General features: G+C 36.8%; 14 protein-coding genes. 7 read left to right on the top strand and 7 right to left on the bottom strand.

The window, feature by feature from the left end:
• Window positions 1-372: 372 nt before the first annotated feature.
• From CLU97_RS02335 to CLU97_RS02360, 6 genes are all read right to left on the bottom strand, one after another.
• On the bottom strand, window positions 373-2,211 hold the full coding sequence (locus CLU97_RS02335; RefSeq protein ID WP_121486519.1) for a M1 family metallopeptidase: 1,839 nt from the start codon (window positions 2,209-2,211) through the stop codon (window positions 373-375).
• Between the two features lie 150 nt (window positions 2,212-2,361).
• The gene (locus CLU97_RS02340) at window positions 2,362-2,850 is read right to left on the bottom strand and encodes a DinB family protein (protein ID WP_121486520.1); all 489 of its coding nucleotides are present in this window, start codon (window positions 2,848-2,850) and stop codon (window positions 2,362-2,364) included.
• Between the two features lie 80 nt (window positions 2,851-2,930).
• Window positions 2,931-3,263, bottom strand: coding sequence for a helix-turn-helix domain-containing protein (locus tag CLU97_RS02345; protein WP_121486521.1), 333 nt, complete (start codon window positions 3,261-3,263; stop codon window positions 2,931-2,933).
• 12 nt (window positions 3,264-3,275) lie between these two features.
• The gene (locus tag CLU97_RS02350; protein ID WP_121486522.1) at window positions 3,276-3,713 is read right to left on the bottom strand and encodes a transposase; all 438 of its coding nucleotides are present in this window, start codon (window positions 3,711-3,713) and stop codon (window positions 3,276-3,278) included.
• A 108-nt stretch (window positions 3,714-3,821) separates the two neighbouring features.
• Window positions 3,822-5,099, bottom strand: a complete 1,278-nt coding sequence (locus tag CLU97_RS02355; RefSeq protein ID WP_147436417.1) for a hypothetical protein — start codon at window positions 5,097-5,099, stop codon at window positions 3,822-3,824.
• 360 nt (window positions 5,100-5,459) lie between these two features.
• A complete protein-coding gene (locus tag CLU97_RS02360) occupies window positions 5,460-5,876 on the bottom strand; it encodes a hypothetical protein (RefSeq protein ID WP_147436419.1) in 417 nt (138 codons plus the stop codon).
• 283 nt (window positions 5,877-6,159) lie between these two features.
• On the opposite strand from CLU97_RS02360, the gene CLU97_RS23925 reads away from it, so the two are divergent.
• Window positions 6,160-6,444, top strand: a complete 285-nt coding sequence (locus CLU97_RS23925) for a hypothetical protein (protein ID WP_228437474.1) — start codon at window positions 6,160-6,162, stop codon at window positions 6,442-6,444.
• Between the two features lie 17 nt (window positions 6,445-6,461).
• Entirely contained in the window at window positions 6,462-7,403 is a 942-nt protein-coding gene (locus CLU97_RS02365) for a phage integrase SAM-like domain-containing protein (protein WP_228437476.1), read from the top strand.
• 84 nt (window positions 7,404-7,487) lie between these two features.
• On the opposite strand, the gene CLU97_RS02370 is transcribed toward CLU97_RS02365, so the two are convergent.
• Window positions 7,488-9,179, bottom strand: coding sequence for a DUF6909 family protein (locus CLU97_RS02370; RefSeq protein WP_121486525.1), 1,692 nt, complete (start codon window positions 9,177-9,179; stop codon window positions 7,488-7,490).
• A gap of 303 nt (window positions 9,180-9,482) precedes the next feature.
• Between CLU97_RS02370 and CLU97_RS02375 the strand changes: the two genes are divergently transcribed.
• From CLU97_RS02375 to CLU97_RS02395, 5 genes are all read left to right on the top strand, one after another.
• Entirely contained in the window at window positions 9,483-11,678 is a 2,196-nt protein-coding gene (locus CLU97_RS02375) for a glutamine synthetase III (RefSeq protein WP_121486526.1), read from the top strand.
• Window positions 11,679-11,813: 135 nt separating this feature from the next.
• The gene (locus CLU97_RS02380; protein WP_121486527.1) at window positions 11,814-12,506 is read left to right on the top strand and encodes a response regulator transcription factor; all 693 of its coding nucleotides are present in this window, start codon (window positions 11,814-11,816) and stop codon (window positions 12,504-12,506) included.
• A complete protein-coding gene (locus CLU97_RS02385; protein ID WP_121486528.1) occupies window positions 12,503-13,855 on the top strand; it encodes a sensor histidine kinase in 1,353 nt (450 codons plus the stop codon). Before CLU97_RS02380 ends, CLU97_RS02385 begins: the two co-directional genes overlap by 4 nt.
• An 80-nt stretch (window positions 13,856-13,935) precedes the next feature.
• Window positions 13,936-15,327 carry a TolC family protein gene (locus tag CLU97_RS02390; protein WP_121486529.1) on the top strand — a complete coding sequence of 464 codons (1,392 nt, stop codon included), beginning with the start codon at window positions 13,936-13,938 and terminating at the stop codon, window positions 15,325-15,327.
• Window positions 15,328-15,360: 33 nt separating this feature from the next.
• On the top strand, window positions 15,361-18,630 hold the full coding sequence (locus CLU97_RS02395) for an efflux RND transporter permease subunit (RefSeq protein ID WP_121486530.1): 3,270 nt from the start codon (window positions 15,361-15,363) through the stop codon (window positions 18,628-18,630).
• Window positions 18,631-18,642: the final 12 nt, after the last annotated feature.

Consider the following 18,642-nt stretch of genomic DNA (forward strand, 5'->3'; position numbering starts at 1 on the left):
GGGAATAAATTTAATAATTTTTATAAAGATAACCAGCCAATCTCCGATAAATTACAATGATCTCAATAATATCATTGACAGAATTCTCATCAATTCAAAGCAAACCGTTGGTACCTGTACAACTCCTCCGGAAGTTACAAACACGGGTGTTTTAGTCTTACTGAGACCTCGGGAGGTTTAAAACAGGCTTGCGGGAAAGCAAATGGGCCCTCCGGAAGGCTCCTGCCTATGCGCTTGTAACAAAATGAGATATTTTTTCATCATTATCAAACATGTTTGATATGATATACCATTCAAAAACAGCGATATAGATAAAAAAGATAACAGCGCGGAAATAAAATTTCCGCGCTGTTTATTGGTATTTTGTATTAATTACTTTACTTCAACAAAATTATTCTCCATATTTACATCTGCAATTCTCTGGCTGAAATCAATTCCAAGAGCAGATAATTGAGATTTTGTATAAGGAATGGTAAGAGTATATTCTTTCTGTGTCCAAGGCCAGTAAGGCATTGTTTTAAAATCACCGTAAACATCCTTTTCTTTCCATGTATGCGTCATATTCATCGGAATCTGATACGTAACGATTTTTTTATCGGCAGTCATTACCCCAAAATCAATAGGCATAGGAACCTGACCGTTATTAACCAAAGTAATGGTAGTGGATTTTGCATCGTATTTTACATCCTTAATTCCGTAATCAATGGTCTTCGTGGTATTGATCCAATAATTTTGGAACCACTTCAGATCCATCCCGGAAACTTTCTGTGCAATATGAAGGAAATCTCTGTCCGAAGGATGCTTCATACTCCACTGATCATAGTACTGTTTTAGGGTTTCCGCAAGATTCTGCTCTCCCATGATATATCCAAGCTGCACCAGATATAGCTCCCCTTTTACATAAGATGCATAGGTATAAGCATTTCCGTTATCATGGTGATCTCCTAACCAGACTGCCGGCTCTTCGATTCCTTTTTTGATAAAGTTTCTGTAAGCATCAAGCGTTTTAACAAAAGGATTCGGCAGGTCTTCCGGAAACAGCTGATACATGGTATAGCCTTCTGCATAGCTCGTAAAACCTTCATCCATCCATGGACGTACAGATTCGTTAGTGGCAAGCATCTGCTGATACCATGAGTGAGATCCTTCGTGAGCCATTAAGCCTAATAAATCTTTAACGCTTTTGGCTTCACCTAAAATCATAGTACACATTCCGTACTCCATTCCGCCATCTCCTCCCTGAATGAATGCATAGGTAGGATACACATATTTTCCAAAATGAGAATTCATAATCTGGAAATACTTGGTGATATAAGGTTGTGATTCTCCCCAAGCTTTGGTTTTATCATTTTTCTGATAAACCAGATATACTTTAGGCCCTTCCGGAACGTTGAAGCTTTCTACAGAATAGTCTCTGTCTGCACTCCATGCAAAATCAAGAATATTTTTTGCAGTCCATTTCCAGGTTGCTTTCTTATCTTTTTCTGCTTTTACTTTAGCATTGGCATCATAGCCTTTTACTTCTGTAGGATTTTCCAGAATTCCTCCTGCTCCTACCACATAATCTTTGTTGATTTTAATGGTAACGTCAAAATCTGAGAACGGTGCATGAAATTCTCTTCCCAGATAATCGAAAGTTGCCCAGCCGTCATAATCGTACTCTGCAATTTTCGGATACCACTGAGTCATTGTCATATCTACCCCTTCTCTGTTATTTCTTCCGCTTCTTCTGATCTGCTGAGGGATTACAGAATCCCAATCCATTGTAAACGTAGTGGTAGAGTTTGGTTTGATAGGCTCTGCCAGATATACTTTCATAATGGTTTCCTGAACTTCAAATTTCAGGTCTTTCCCATTTTGCTTAATCCAGTGAATATTCTGAGCGCCTTCCTGATCTTTAGGAATGGAAGCTAATCTTGAGACCCCGTCTTTCTGCAGTCTTCCGTCACCATTTTTGCCTTGGGAAGCCACTCTCTGATCCATCATAGAATTGGGCTTGAAAGCATTCCAGTATAAATGAAAATAAACCACATTCAGCTCATCCGGCGAATTGTTGGTGTATTCTAAAGTTTGTTTTCCCTGATAGGTAAATTTTTCAGCATTGACATCAATATCCATCTTGTACTTCGCAGCCTGCTGATAATAAGCTCCTTGCTGAGCCTGAAATTGTGAAATGATAAACGCAAAAATGATTGCAGCCGATTTTCTCATTTAAAATTTTATTTTTTCTAAAGGTAGGTAATTTAAATAAAAACCTCAAATAGGAGTTATTCTGAGATTTTATTCTGTTTATTACCGTTTTAGATGGATTTTAAACGGGTTTGTTAAATTCTTTTTTTGCTTTATTTCCAGTACACGTTGTCAAGGTGTACTTATGTTTATCTGCTTTTCAAAAAGCTTTTTCATTAAAGTAATCTGTCCCAGATGATAGTAGCCGTGCTCAATCATTCCGTCGATATTTCTTCGGTAGGTTCCATATTTTTCATCAACAAAAACCTCATCAAGTGTAGAATCCGGTATTTGTTCCAGTAATGATGCAAATTTTTCAGAATCTGTCCAGAGTTTATTCAACAACTCTTCCCATTGTTGCTGAGATTCTATGGGTGGAAGATCAAAACTGAATTGGTCTTTGATCTCGAGATCGCCGCCTTCAAAAACATTAATAATTCCTGCAATATAATAATGAATGTGAAAGGTGAGCATAGCAATGGTGTTCAAGGAATCTACTTTTGCCACCGCCTGTTCCCAGCTCACATCTGAAAGCTGATCTTTAAAATTGGTATTGGCGATCCAGAGACCATCCAGCATAACTTCTCTGAATCTTTTTGATAATTCTGACACTGAACTCATGGGTTTCTATTTTTGCTTTTCTAAGATAAGTAATTAGAAAATAACTTTAAAGTTCTCACAGTTGTGCAGCAGGGCAATTATCAGCTCACTTCGCAGAAGATTTTCCTCCATTTTGTAATGGTATTTCTGCTGAGTTTAAAATACTCTGCCAACTGAAGGTTATTAAGATCATTCTTTTTCTGATAGTCTAATATCTTCAGAATAGAAGATTTACTGTAGGAACGATGTTTCTGGTTAAGATCTTGTGTTTCTTTGTCTGCTGTTCCAAATATTTTATGATTAAGCGTTATAATATCTATTGCTGATAGATTTTCTTTTTGCAGTAAAGGAAGACACGCTGTTTTTTTCTCAGGATATTTAAGATCAAGAATATCCATAAAAATTTGCCGGTAATTTATATTAGATTCTTTCATTGTTGTCAGGATTTAAGTTTGCATATGCGTTGTTTTTCTGTATTTTTCTATCCATTTGTAAAGTGTGGTTTTAGGTATTCTGTAATCGTCTATTACCTGAAGTTTTGTTTTCTTTCCACTTTCAATGAGTTCAAGGATAAAATCTATAATTTCTCTGGTATAAATATTCTTTCTGAATTGAGGAAGGGCTGTCTTTTTACAGTTGCTCTTTTCAGGAGAAGGTGGGGCATATAATATCAGATGCTGTGTATAAATTCTAAAAAAATCGTATTCCAAAAGCTTGCTCCAACGGAGTAGAGCCTCAGCATCTAAACTTTCGGCTTCATACATTTTGATTATTTCTTCCTTTGAACATTTCATAAAGCTACAGATACGGGATATGTCCATCCCACATTCTGTAACTCTTTTTTCAATCATATTTCCTATATGTATTTCCTTAAAATTTGTCATTGTAAAGCTTTTTAGATTTAAAAAGATGCAGCCTTCGACTTTCAATATTTTTTCATGATATTAAAAGAAAGAAGTACTGCATCATTATTCAGAACTTGGTTTTATATATTAAAATCCAGCTTTTCCTAAAGCATAAGCCATGATATTATGTAAGAATTTCTCTTGCTGAGTATCAATTACAGTACCTGCCACCGAAGTATCTCTGAAAGCTCCTTCATCCCAGAAGAAGATAGCTTTTCCTTGGTTTCCGGCAACAAATATCTGAGGTGTAGTTCCGTTACTTGCCAACAACGTATATCCTGGAGGCAACTGGGAAGTTGTAACACTACCATACGATCCCTGACCTGTTATCAGAGTATTGGTTGTATTACCAAATATTCCATTGTTAATTGCATTGGTATTGGTTGTTGCAGTTGCTACACCAGAGCTTACAGCACCTGTACCTCCGAATGCATTCAACAAACTAGTTCCAGTACCAGAATCAAAAAGAATGATGGCTACTCCTCCACCGTCTACAAATCCTTTGATTTTAGCAGCATCAGCAGCCGTCATATTGGCGAATCCTGTACTTATAACATCGTAAGAACTTAACAAGTTTGCTACAGTAAGTCCGGATAAAGTGGATGTGATATCCGTAAAGGTAAATCCGTTGAAATTACCTGAATAAGTTCCCGAAACTCCATAATTAGCAGCCGTATTTAGCTGTGAATTATATACAGCTTGTGCACTGCTTCCTATTGAATAGCCTGACCAGGATGCAAAACGAACAGTTTTTCTAACAGGTACAGAGTTTGAACAACTTAAGTTAAGTTTAGCCCATGATCCCGTTAAAGTTCCGGATACAGAAGGTGTTCCGCTTAAGTTGTAAGTAATTACCTGAGATTGTCCTGCGTTAAGAGTAGCAGATGTAGGTGTTACAGAAGCTACAGTCACTCCGCTTACACCACTTAAAGTAAGGTCACTGGCCTGAAAGCCAATTGTAGCTGTAGAGAAGGAATTATTGGTAAGCGTCACAGAAAATGTAGCTCCAGACAATGCTGCTCCTGCAGTATATATTCCCTGAAATCCGCTTTGAGTACAGTCTGCTGCTATGGTAGGCGTTGTGGAACAAGCGTCGCATAAACAGTTTGACCATGCTGTACCATTAAATACTTTTACACATTTCATACTGCTGTCATAAATAATGGTTCCTTCTGCCACATTCCCTCCCTGCGGATTTATAATATTTCCGGTTGAGGTATTGGTAGGTAATACCAAACCCATATTGTAAGTGGTAGGTTTATTAATATCTAATGCACCTCTTGGTGCTGTAGTTCCGATTCCGACCTGACTGTTTGCTACTTGAAATAGCATTACAAATAAGATTAACAAATACTTGTTTTTCATACTATAGATTTTAAACTAATTATATTTTTTGCGTTTTTTTAAACTTGAATATTGTTATGTTAGAAGACTTTATATTCTTTTCCAAGGTTTTGAGATAGGATAAGAATTGTAAAGCTTAGGCAGTTAAAACATCATAAAAAGGAGGTGGCCGGGAATACTGAGTCATCATTTCTTCTCTTACCGGAGAAGATGAGTGGGTTGAAAATATGATGATCGCTTCTTTGACAAAAGAGTTTACAGGCAGATATAACTCTTCATAGATAAACTGAAATTTTTGGACAGAAGGACTATTGTTTAATACTGCAAATCCCGGATAGCCTTCAAACAGTGCAAAGAATGTATGACTGCTTTCTGAGGGTTTTATAAAAGAAGTAACATGATTTTTTTCTCAGCCTTGCAAAGTTGTGCATTTTGATCTTTAGGCCTTACATCTGCTTTTCTCTTTTCTGATCTGCAGGCAATTGTTTTTTCTTTGTTAAATATTGAATTCCCAAAATGTTCTGTCCCATATATATTTGCACCTTTTGCAATATAAACTTCTGTTTTTCCGGTGCTGGGTTGCGTTTTCGGATCATTTAAATCTTTAGTTTCACCGGAAAAATCATCTGTGATATAGAGAATAACATTTTCCTGAACACTTATCGCCGGATTATTGCTATTAAAAGTTTGAGAGAATAAAAACACTGAGATGAACTGCAGAAAAAGCCCAATAGACATACCGCATTTACGGTATGCTATTGGAAACAAACTCTCTTTCATCAGGATGTTTTTCATCATAGGATTTAATAGTAGTCCTCTTTAGACTATTATTTAATCCATTGATTTACAAATCAATAATTTTAAAAATGAAAATTTTACATCAATATGCATTAATTTATATATTTTTTTCACACACAAATAGCAAACCAATGAAACCACATCCTTACAACAAACTATAAAACAGGATTTTAAATTATTTGGTTTCTCAAAAAAAAGTTTATATTTGCATAGAAAAAGTAGTCTAAAGAGGACTACTTTTTTTGTCTTAATTTAGCCTGTAATAATCGTTAAACCGGGCAGAATGACATTCCAATTTTTCTTATCTAAAAATAGTGGTTTACAGAAAAACATTCATCTGAGAATTACTGACAATCAACAAAACAAAATTTACAATTTTCGCACAGATCTTGTTATTTCCGAAGAAAATTGGGATAAAGAAAAGCAGCGCCCCTGTAACATTTATTTAAAAAAATATAAACTTCTTAATGCAAAACTGGATCGCATAAAAAGAAAACAACAAGATATATTAACCATAAAGAAACAGGTCACAAAAAAGTTCTCAGACGTGAAATATCATGCAAAATAAAAAAGATATGTAACGGATTGAAAGAACCATTGCAGGAAAATACACTTCTATATTATATGCAGTGGTATATAGACAGCAAAAAGGATCTGATATGCCATTCAACTTATAAAAGGTATAAAGTTTTCTTTCGTCTCATGGAACGTTTTGAAGGTTTTATATGCCAATCAGTTCATATAGAGGATATGGATTCTGATTTTATAAGGGATTTTATGATTTTTGGAAAACAGGAAGAATACAGTGAAAATACCATCTACCGTACCATTCACTTTATCAAAACCATTTTAAATTTTGTAGAAAGAAAAGGAATCAGAACTTGTGTAAGAGAGCTGGAACTTCGCAGGGAAAAACAAAAAAAAGAGGTGGTAACTCTCACAGAAAAAGAAATCATCAAAATACAGAAAACGAATGTTCCGGAAGAGCTGCAAGCCGCCAAAGACTGGCTGCTCATCAGTTGTTATACCGGTCAGCGATTTTCAGATTTTATACGCTTCAGCACACAACAGATACATATTATTGAAGGAAAAACCTGTCTTTCTTTTGCTCAGCAGAAAACCAAAAAAGAAATCTTTCTTCCCTTACATCCTAAAGTATTGCATATTATTAAGCGAAACAAGAATCGTTTTCCTAAAATAATGGATATTCAGCATTATAACAGATCCATCAAAGAAATTGCAAAACTAGCCCACCTCAACGAATCTTTAAAATCCCGGAAAAGAATCGGGTACAGAAGCAGGGAAGTACAAACCGAAAAATGGGAAGCCCTATCGAGCCACATAGGAAGGCGGAGCTTCGCGACAAACTTTTATGGAAAAATCCCGACACCACTGCTGATGGAAGCTACCGGACACAGTACTGAACAAATGTTTCTAAGATATATTAATCCTGTAAATAAAGACCGTATTTTATCTCTGAGTAATTATTTTGACACCATTGATGAAGGGAGAACGGTATTTCAATAGCCAGCAACAAATCCTGTCATTCATATTAAAAAACCTCAAATGTATTTTACATTTGAGGCTCATATTATAATGTTTGAATTACAATTATTTTTTAGCAGAAGTTTCTTTTTTACCGCTTCTTAAAATCTTTTCAAGGATTCTTAAAGTAATCAGATACGTTGGTTTTACTCCTGTAAGGCCAAGTCCTCCTGAAGATAGTGTGCTTCCTGTTTCCAGCGGATTATCTGATGCATAATAAGCATACATCACAAACAGATCCGGTGAAATGTGGTGTCTGATCTTAGAAGCTACCTGAATGGCCTTCTGATAATGTGCTCCTTCCATTTCAAGACCAATGGCCTTCCATGAAGTATTCATAAAGTATGATAGAATATCTTTATTCTGAAGAGAGGTTCCTAAAACCGTGATCATTGGTCCTTCAAAAGCTTTCAATTCATCATCTTTGAAATCTTCCAGTTTTAAAGCATTTTCAAAAGGATAGTTGTCTGCTGTTCCTTCAAAGATATGAGAAGTAGGGATCATAATATCCCCTTTCGCTCCTGTAAGAATACCTGCTTTCCCCATAATAGAAACAGATTTCACATGCATCATGTATACTTCTCCTTTATGTTCAAAAGGTCTAAGCAACTCATCCATCACTTCAAAAGCCTGCTCTCCGAATGCATAGTCAAAAACCATGACAACATCATCCCCTCCGAACTTACAGTCTGCAAACGGTGTATTTTTTAAATCTGTTTTGCTGAGGTCTATGATTTGTACATCTATATTACTTCCGCTTTTGTCAGCAATATGGACCATCCCTTCATCCAAAGCGTATTTTGAAACTTTATCACGAAGCTCTTTTTTATTAGAGATCTCTTCGTACAGTTTATAATCCACTTCATGATGCTGTTTCTTTTTAAGGGCATTATTAGCATACAGCATATTTTTCACTGAGTGCATATTGGCAGAAATAATATGTAACGGACGCATGTGAAGATTGTTTTCAAATAAAACCTCTTTCACTTTGTTGGCCCATTTTTCACCAAAATAATGGTGGCCTACTCTTTCTTTTAATATAGAACTGAAATGAATTTCTCTCTCTCTGCTTCCTTTAGCATCATCAAGACTTACTTTTCCTAAATTGTAAATGATTTTGAATAAACGGTCAGGATTATGATCATCACCGAAAGTATTGTAAGCTCTCAACGTTTCATCAAAAGATCTTCCTATTAAAGAAGAAAGATGAATAAGCGCTACCTCTTTTTCTTTTCTGCTGAATTTCTTTTCACCTTTCACTACTTCTTCAATAATTTTGAAGGCACGTGTTGGTTTCCAGTTTTCGTCCTGAATGAATGCCAGGTTACGGATTTTATCAGCTTCTATAAACAGGAAGGTAAGGTGGGTAAGAATGTCATAAATTTCGGAACGGCCCAAAAGAACCTCAATATTCATCTGGTGTTCGTCTATTCTATAACAGTTTCTTCTTCTTTTCTTTGGAACAATAGGTTCGAAACTTCCTTTATCAAACCCTTCATCAGATGTAAGATGAATAAAAGCACATTCCTCAATCCCTTCCGGAAGCCTGTCTAAAACATACATCAACCCGTCAAGTTCCAATTTGCTTGGAATATTCATGGTTCCATAAATTTCCGGATTGATCGTCTTCAACAAACTTCTGATACTCTCTCCTGAAACTCCACCCGGCTTGAAAAATCCTCTATAAAATAAATGTCTCATAGAGATGTATAGTCTTTCAATAGCCTCTGTAGTTTCTCTTGCTCTAGAATTTGTCATAAAATAAATTTCACACAAATATACAAAATCTTTACCCATTTTATTTTAACTGTCTTTTAATAAGTAGCTTAATCTCGTAGAATTATTGTAAATTGTACTCCATATAGTATATTTACATTTACACCTTACAAAACAGGCTCAAAATCTCATATTTTAGATTACAAATCCCAAAACACCCTGTTAAAAAACCCCAAACAATTGTTTAAATTATATAAATTTTCACAACACCCCTAAAAAAATTAGGGTTAAAATGTTTTGGATTCATTTTTTTTGTAAATTTGCCCAGTAAAAATCAACCCAATTATGTCAACCTTAAGATTCAAAGCATTAGAAACCCTTCCATTTAAGGATTTCAGAAAAGACAACTCTGTTGAAATCCCTGCGAAATTATCAGAGCTATTCTGCAAAAATGTTTTCTCAGAAGAAACCATGAGAGAATATTTAACAAAAGAAGCATTCGGTTCTATCATGGATGCCATTAAAAAAGGAACTAAAATCCAGAGACATATTGCAGATCAGGTAGCTGTAGCAATGAAAGACTGGGCGATGAGCAAAGGTGTAACGCACTATACACACTGGTTCCAGCCTTTAACAGGTACTACTGCAGAAAAGCACGATTCTTTCTTCACTCCAATTGAAGGAGGCAGAGCTATCGAAAGATTTAGCGGAAACATGCTTATCCAGCAGGAGCCTGACGCATCGTCTTTCCCTAACGGTGGTATCAGAAATACTTTTGAAGCAAGAGGTTATACAGCTTGGGATCCTACATCTCCGGCATTCATTATGGGAACTACATTATGTATTCCTTCTATCTTCATCTCTTATACAGGAGAAACGCTGGATTATAAAACACCTCTTTTAAGAGCTTTGAGCGCTGTAGATGAAGCTGCAACCAATGTAATGCAGTATTTTGACAAAAATGTAACGAAGGTAACTCCTACTTTGGGTTGGGAGCAGGAATATTTCCTTGTAGATTCAGCATTATACCAATCTCGTCCGGATCTTGTGCTAACAGGGAAGACATTATTAGGACATTCTCCTGCAAAAGGGCAGCAATTGGATGACCACTATTTCGGTTCTATTCCTACAAGAGTAATGAACTTCATGAAGGAATTGGAAATAGAATGTATGAAATTAGGAATTCCTGCAACAACAAGACATAATGAGGTTGCTCCTAACCAGTTCGAGCTTGCACCAATGTTTGAAGAAGTAAACGTTGCTGTAGACCACAACTCTTTGTTGATGGACATTATGGCAAGAGTAGCTCACAAACACCACTTCCACATTCTTTTCCACGAAAAACCATTCGCAGGAGTAAATGGAAGCGGAAAACACAACAACTGGTCTTTAGCAACAGATACTGGTGAAAACCTTTTAAGCCCGGGAAAAAATCCTAAGAAAAACTTACAGTTCTTAACATTCTTTGTGAACACCATCAAAGCGGTTCACGAATATGCTGATCTTTTAAGAGCAAGTATCGCTTCTGCAAGCAACGACCACAGACTTGGTGCCAACGAAGCTCCACCGGCAATTATTTCCGTATTCATTGGAACTCAGTTGTTCAGCGTATTGGAAGAACTTGAAAAAGTAACGAACGGAAAATTATCTCCGGAAGAGAAAACAGAATTAAAATTAAATGTAGTTGGAAAGATTCCTGAAATTTTGTTAGATAATACTGACAGAAACAGAACTTCTCCATTTGCATTTACAGGAAATAAATTTGAGATCAGAGCGGTAGGTTCTTCTGCAAACTGCGCAGAGTCTATGACCGTAATGAACACTATTGCTGCAAAACAGCTTAATGACTTCAAGAAAGAAGTTGATGCTTTAATTGAAACTGGTCTTAAGAAAGACGAGGCGATCTTCAATGTATTGAGAGAATACATCAAGCAGTGTAAAAGCATTATGTTTGAAGGAGACGGATATTCTGATGACTGGGCTAAAGAAGCTAAGAAAAGAGGATTGAACAACCTTAAAACAACTCCTGAAGCTTTAAAGCAGGAAATGGATAAAAAATTCTTGGATCTTTATGAGGAAATGGGAATTTTCAACCACAGAGAAGTTGAAGCAAGAAACGAAATCAAGTTAGAGAAATATTCTACTGTTATCGATATTGAATCTAGAGTATTAGGCGATATCGCAAGAAACCACATTATTCCTTCTGCGTTAAATTATCAGAACAGATTAATTGAAAATGTAAAAGGTCTTAAAGAAATCTTTGGCGATAAAGAATTCAAATCTTTAGCAAAAGAACAAATGAGTTTAATTACAAGCATTTCTGAAAATGTTTCTAAAATTAAACTTGGTGTTGAAGATCTTCTTAAAGCAAGAGAAGCAGCAAAAGGTATTTCAGACAGCCAAAAACAGGCAGAAAGCTATTGTAATAAAGTAAAACCATTATTCGATCCTATCAGAGAAGCTTCTGATGCATTGGAAATGATGGTAGACGATGAGCTTTGGCCGATGACAAAATACAGAGAAATGTTGTTTACAAAATAACGTCCTGTAAAGTTCCATATTAGTTTAAATTCCCCGTTTTCCGGGGAATTTTTTATTTAACCTAAAATACTAATAGACAAAGACTTCTATAACTTCAAATTTGATACAGAATTTAATTCTACTTTTGCTCTCATTATGAAAATCCTGATCATAGAAGACAACCATGAGCTTGCCCAAAGTATGAAATATTACCTTGAAGGTGAAAGCTATATCTGCGAATGTGCCTGCCATTACAATGAAGCTCTGGAAAGACTCAGCTTCAATTCGTATGACTGCATTCTGTTGGATATTATGCTGCCTGACGGAAACGGATTAAACATTTTAAATTATATTAAAACCGAAAAAATCAACAGCGGAATACTTATTATTTCTGCTAAAAACGCATTGGATGATAAAATTAACGGGCTGGAAAAAGGCGCTGACGATTATATTACCAAACCCTTCCATTTACCGGAATTACATGCCAGATTAAGAGCCGTATACCGCAGGAAAAAAATGGACGGTTACAGCGAAGTGAAATTCAATGAAATAGCATTAAATACAGACACTTATGAAGTCGCTGTTCATACAAAAAGACTGGAAGTCACCCAAAAAGAATTTGAATTGCTGCTGTATTTTCTCGTGAACAAAAACCGCGTCTTATCAAAGCAGTCTATTGCTAATCATCTTTGGGGCGATTATACGGATAATTTGGCTAATTTTGACTTTGTTTATCAGCACGTTAAAAACCTTAGAAAAAAGATCGGGGCTGCCCGCGGCAACGATTATATTGAAACCATCTACGGATTGGGTTACAAGTTTAATGCTCTAAAACATAGTGGTGCATGAATTTATTGAATAAAATATCTGTCTGGTTTATTGCCATTATATTACTCGTTACCCCCATAAGCATGTACATTTCGTACACCAGTATAAAAAAACGTCTGGACAATGTTGAAATAGAAAGACTGAAACACGTTAACATCTACGTGATTAATCAAATAAAAAAGGGAGAAGATCCTGCAAAAACATCTCAGGGACTTCCGATTTCCATAAATTTACAAAGTAAAAAAAATATTCCATCCGAACCGGAAGTTATCCATACCTGTATGGAAAACAAAGGGGTTTCCAATAATGAATGTAAAATTCAGGTTAATTCCTACACAAAAGTTGATGACAAAATTTATAAAATTTCTTCTTATGGCTATATTTCGGCTACTCAACAAATTATGAGCGGAATGCTTGTGGCTCTTTTCTGGAAACTGTTATTAATTACACTCATCGTTTTTATCACGGCAAGAATTTTATCTAAATTCATATTAAAACCTTTCCATCATGCCATTAATGAACTTCAGCAATTCAGCATTCAGAAAAAGGAAAGGCTGCAGCTTTCAGAGACAAGTACCAAAGAGTTTAAAAAGCTCAATGAATTTCTGAAAACAATGACAGACAAAGCTTTGGAAGACTATGCTTCTGTGAAGGAATTTTCAGAAAATGCTTCTCATGAAGTGCAGACTCCCTTAGCCATTATTCAAAGCAAAATAGAACTGCTTGCAGAAACAGAGATCAATGAAAACCAAGCTATTCTGTTAACGGATATTCAAAATTCTATTGATAAATTAAGCAGAATAAACCGCTCACTTATTCTTTTGACCAAACTGAACAACAATGAATTTTTAACGAACAAGGAGCTGAAATTCTGTACTGTTGAAAAGGAAGCATTATGCATGTATGCTGATCATCTTGCGCTGAAAAACATTACGTTAAACAGGAATTGTGAAAAAAGTGTTTTTGTTAAAATCCATCCTACATTAGCAGAAATTCTGTTAAGCAACCTCCTTTCAAATGCCATCCGTCATAATCTTGAAGGTGGAAAAATTGAAATCAATTTAACCCAGAATTATTTCCAGATCAACAACACCGGACTTCCGCCTCATGTTCCGACCCAGGAACTGTTCAAACGATTCAAAAAAAGCAACCAGTCTCAGGAAAGTATCGGGCTTGGGCTTTCTATTGTAAAACAAATTTGTGAAGTCAATGACTTTTCAGTTCATTATGATTTTACAGACGGCTGGCACAGCATTACTATCTATTTTGACAATATCAAAACACATGAATCTTCAATTTCCGAAAGGAGATTAACTGAAAGCACTATGGCTTTTGAAACCGTAGAGCAGATGGTCAATTTTGCTAAATAATCTTCGTTTTAGTTATTTTTTCTAACTTCAAATTTGCTTCAAAATGTATTTTTTACTTTGAAAAAAGAAAAATACGTTAGATGCTTTCAAGAGTTTTTATTCTCGCATTATTATCCGTCTTTTTTACGAACACAACAAAAGCACAGCAGGTTCTCACCCTTCAGTCTGCGCTGGAAACAGCTGTTCAGAATTACGGATCCATCAAAGCCAAGGAATCTTATCGGCAATCATCGAAGGAATCAATAGAATTGGCTAAACGGCAATACCTGCCTAATCTTAACATCAGTATCCAACAGGATTATGGAACCGTCAACGGACAAAATGGTCCTTTGTATGGTTTCGGAGGATACGGAGTCGCTTCATCCGGACTTCCTCTCCCTGATCAAAACTGGAATGCTTCTTTCGGAGCTTTGTATCTGGCCAATGTCAACTGGGAATTTTTCTCTTTCGGAAAGGCTAAGCAAAGAGTGAAGGTTGCGGAATCCAAAAATCAGAGAGACACCAAAGATTTATCAGATGAAATCTTCCAGCACAAAGTAAAAGTGACTGCAGCCTACCTGAATGTTTTAGCGGCTCAAAAACTAAAACTTTCCTACGCCCGAAATCTGGGAAGAACCGATACCATCAGAAGAATTGTTGAGGTGAAAGAAAAAAACGGCATCGTTCCCGGAGTTGAGTTATCTCTTGCAAAAGCAGATTATGCCAATGCAATGATTACTTACACCAAAGCAAAGGACAATGAACAGGAACAGGAAAACAAATTGGCCCAGCTATTGGGAATTCCCGCTCAGGAATTTGTTCTGGACAGTACTTTACTGAAAAGAATTCCGGCAGATTTCCCTACAGAAACAAATTCTTCTTTAGAAAGCCACCCTTTACTGGCTTTATATAAAAGCAGAATAGATGTAAGCGAACAGGAAAAACAATTTCTTAAAACACAGTATTATCCATCATTTTCAATGGTAGGCATTATTCAGACGAGAGGTTCTGGATTCGGGAATAATTATGCCCAAAATCAAAATGATTTTTCTTCCTCCTATTGGGACGGAATTCATCCTACAAGAAGCAACTACCTTCTCGGGATTGGTGTTTCCTGGAATTTCACACAAACCTATAGGCTCTCAAAAGAAATTAGTGTTCAGGATTACGTAAGCCAGGGTTTAAAACATGAATATGATCTTGCAGAACAGCAACTAAAAGCCCAGCTCAATTTATCTGATAATAAATGGAAAAATGCAGTTTTGATTTATGATCAGGTCCCAATTCAGCTCAAATCTGCCAATGATGCTTATATCCAACGGTCTGTTTTATACAAAAACGGATTAACAGATCTGGTGGATTTATCCCAAGCCATTTATGCTCTCGTAAGAGCCGAAACCGACAGAGATATTGCCGTAAGCAATGTCTGGAACGCGTTATTATTAAAAGCAGCCGCGATGGGTGATTTCTCAGTATTTGAAAACGAACTGTAAGATGAATATCAATTATAAATCAATAGTATCTCAATGAACTTAATAAGATTTGCATTAAGAAAACCCATTACGATTTTAGTGATTGTCGCCGGGCTGTTTTTCTTCGGAATCCGGTCCATGAACTCCATTAAAGTCGATATCTTTCCAAAACTGGATTTACCGGTGATCTATGTTTCCCACCCTTTCAGCGGCTATACGCCACAGCAGATGGAAGCATTTTTTGCTAAACAATACATCAATATCTTCCTTTTTGTAAACGGGATCAAAAGCATTGAAACCAAAAACATTCAGGGATTAACGTTAATGAAAATTAATTTCTACCCCGGAACTGATATGGCTCAGGCCGCTGCAGAATTAAACTCATTTTCTACCAGAATTCAGGCCGCCTTTCCTCCGGGATCCAACCCTCCTTTTATCATTCGTTTTGATGCTTCCACCCTTCCTGTCGGACAACTCGTTTTAAGCAGTGATAAGAGGTCAAACAATGAACTGCTGGATCTCGCCAACGTTTATGTACGTTCTACATTTACCTCCATTCCCGGAATTGTTTCTTCACCTCCGTTTGGGGGAAATATCCGTACAGTAGTTATCAATGCCAATCCGGACCTGCTCAGGCAGCACAACATGACCCCTGATCAGCTTGTTGAAGCACTACGTCTGAACAACCAAACCGCCCCTTCCGGAAACGTAAGAATCGGAGATAAATATTATATCACTCCTACCAATACGATGATTAAAAACGTAAAAGATTTTGAAAATATCCCTTTGTACAAAGGCAGTGTTCAGAATCTTTATTTAAGGGACGTTGCCACAGTAACCGATGGAGCAGATATGACCTCAGGCTACGCTTTGGTAAACGGACGACGTTCTGTATATCTGAGTATTGCTAAAAGTGCCGATGCTTCTACGTGGGATGTTGTACAGAATTTAAAGAAACAATTGCCACAGATTCAATCTAACCTTCCGGATGATGTGAAAGTCAGTTTTGAATTTGACCAGTCAACCTATGTAATTAATTCCGTTAAGAGTTTATTGAGTGAAGGAACTATCGGAGCCATACTCACCGGATTGATGGTTATTTTATTCCTCGGAGACATCAGAGGGGCTTTGATTGTAATTCTTACCATTCCGACTTCTATTATTTCGGCGGTTTTATTTTTAAATCTTTTCGGTCAGACCATTAATATCATGACCTTAAGCGGACTTGCCCTCGCCATTGGAATTCTTGTAGATGAAAGTACCGTTACCATAGAAAATATTCACCAGCATCTGGACATGGGAAAACCGAAATCTCTTGCCGTCTGGGATGCCTGTAAGGAAATTGCCTTTCCGAAACTGCTAATCCTATTCTGTATTCTGGCTGTTTTTGCCCCGGCATTTACGATGGGAGGAATTCCTGGATCTTTATTCCTGCCGCTTGCACTCGCTATTGGTTTCAGCATGATTGTCTCCTATTTCCTTGCACAGACCTTTGTTCCTGTAATGGCTAACTGGATTATGAAGGTGAAGCATCACAAAGCAAAAGACGGCCATATTCTGACAGATTCCGAAGAACTTCAAAGAGCCAGACTAACGGACGAAAATGATACATGGAGCCAGAAAGAAATTCTGCTTCAAAACGAAGACAGCAACCGTGACGGAAAAGTAAGTATGTTTGAAAAAATCCGTTTCCGATATCTGAAGTTTTTAGACCGGATCATGCCTTACAGAAAAATACTTGTTTCTGCCTATATTATATTGATGATGGCAATGGTGGCCTTATTCCTGAATAGCATTGGCCGTGACGTTTTACCACAGATAAACGGAACTCAGTTTCAGGTAAGAACCAGAATTCCTGACGGAACAAGGATCGAAAAAAATGAGCTTCAGACCTTAAAATTACTGGATGGAATCAAAGAAATTGTAGGAAAAGACAATATTTCAATCACTTCCGCATATGTAGGAACGCATCCTACTCTTTTCTCCGTAAGCCCAATTTATCTTTGGATGGCAGGATCCCATGAAACCGTTTTACAAGTGGCATTAAATGAAGACTATCATACCAATATGGATGATCTGAAAGACAAGATCAGAGAAAAGGCAAAAAGCATTAATCCTGATATGAAATTATCTTTTGAGCCTATTGAATTAACAGAAAAAATACTTAGCCAGGGATCTCCTACCCCGATTGAAGTAAGACTATCAGGAAGAGATAAAAGTGTAAACGAGGCTTATGCTAAAAAAATAGAAGCTGAACTTAAGAAAATTCCGTATTTAAGAGATGTTCAGATAGGTCAGTCTATAAAATATCCTGCACTTGACATCAATGTAGACCGTGTTCGTGCCGCTCAGCTGGGTATAGATATGTCAGACGTTTCACGTTCATTGGTAGCATCTACTTCATCATCAAGATTTACAGAAAAAAATATCTGGACGGATGAAAAAGCAGGTTACAGCTACAACGTTCAGGTTCAGATTCCTGAAAATAAAATGAACAGCAAAGAGGAAATTGCAGGAATTCCATTGCAAAAAAATTCCAACCGACCGAATCTGGGTGATGTGGCTACCATTAAAAACAGCTTCACCTATGGAGAAACAGATAACCTTGGTGCAATGCCAACCTTAACCGTTACAGCCAATCTTAATCATACTGATTTGGGAACCGCATCAAGAGATGTTCAAAAAGTAATTGACAATATCGGAGAGCTTCCGAGAGGACTGAATGTTCAACTAATTGGTTTAAGTCAAACCTTAAATGAAACATTAAGCAGCTTACAATACAGTCTGATTATTGCTATTGTTGTGATATTTCTAATGTTGGCTGCTAACTTCCAGTCTTTCAAAGTTTCAGGAGTTGTATTGGTGACTGCACCAGCTGTTTTGGTAGGATCTTTAGCATTATTAATGATCAGCGGATCTACACTCAACCTTCAGTCTTATATGGGAATCATTATGTCTGTTGGGGTTTCCATTTCGAATGCCGTACTGTTAATTACCAATGCGGAACAGCTAAGAAAACATAATGGGAATGCCTTACTTTCCGCCAGAGAAGCCGCCGCGTTGAGGTTAAGACCCATCGTAATGACAGCCTTAGCAATGGTTGTTGGAATGGTTCCGATGGCATTAGGTTTAGGAGAAGCCGGAGATCAGGTTTCACCATTGGGAAGAGCTGTAATCGGAGGCCTGGTTGCCTCTACTTTTGCCGCCCTTTTCATCCTTCCTTTAGCTTTTGCATGGGGACAAGGAAAAGCGACCACTCAAAGTGTTTCCCTTGATCCTGAAGATGAAGAAAGTATTCATTATATGCCTGAAATTGTAAAATAAGTAACCTTAAGC

Source organism: Chryseobacterium sp. 7 (assembly GCF_003663845.1).
Classification (GTDB): Bacteria; Bacteroidota; Bacteroidia; order Flavobacteriales; family Weeksellaceae; genus Chryseobacterium.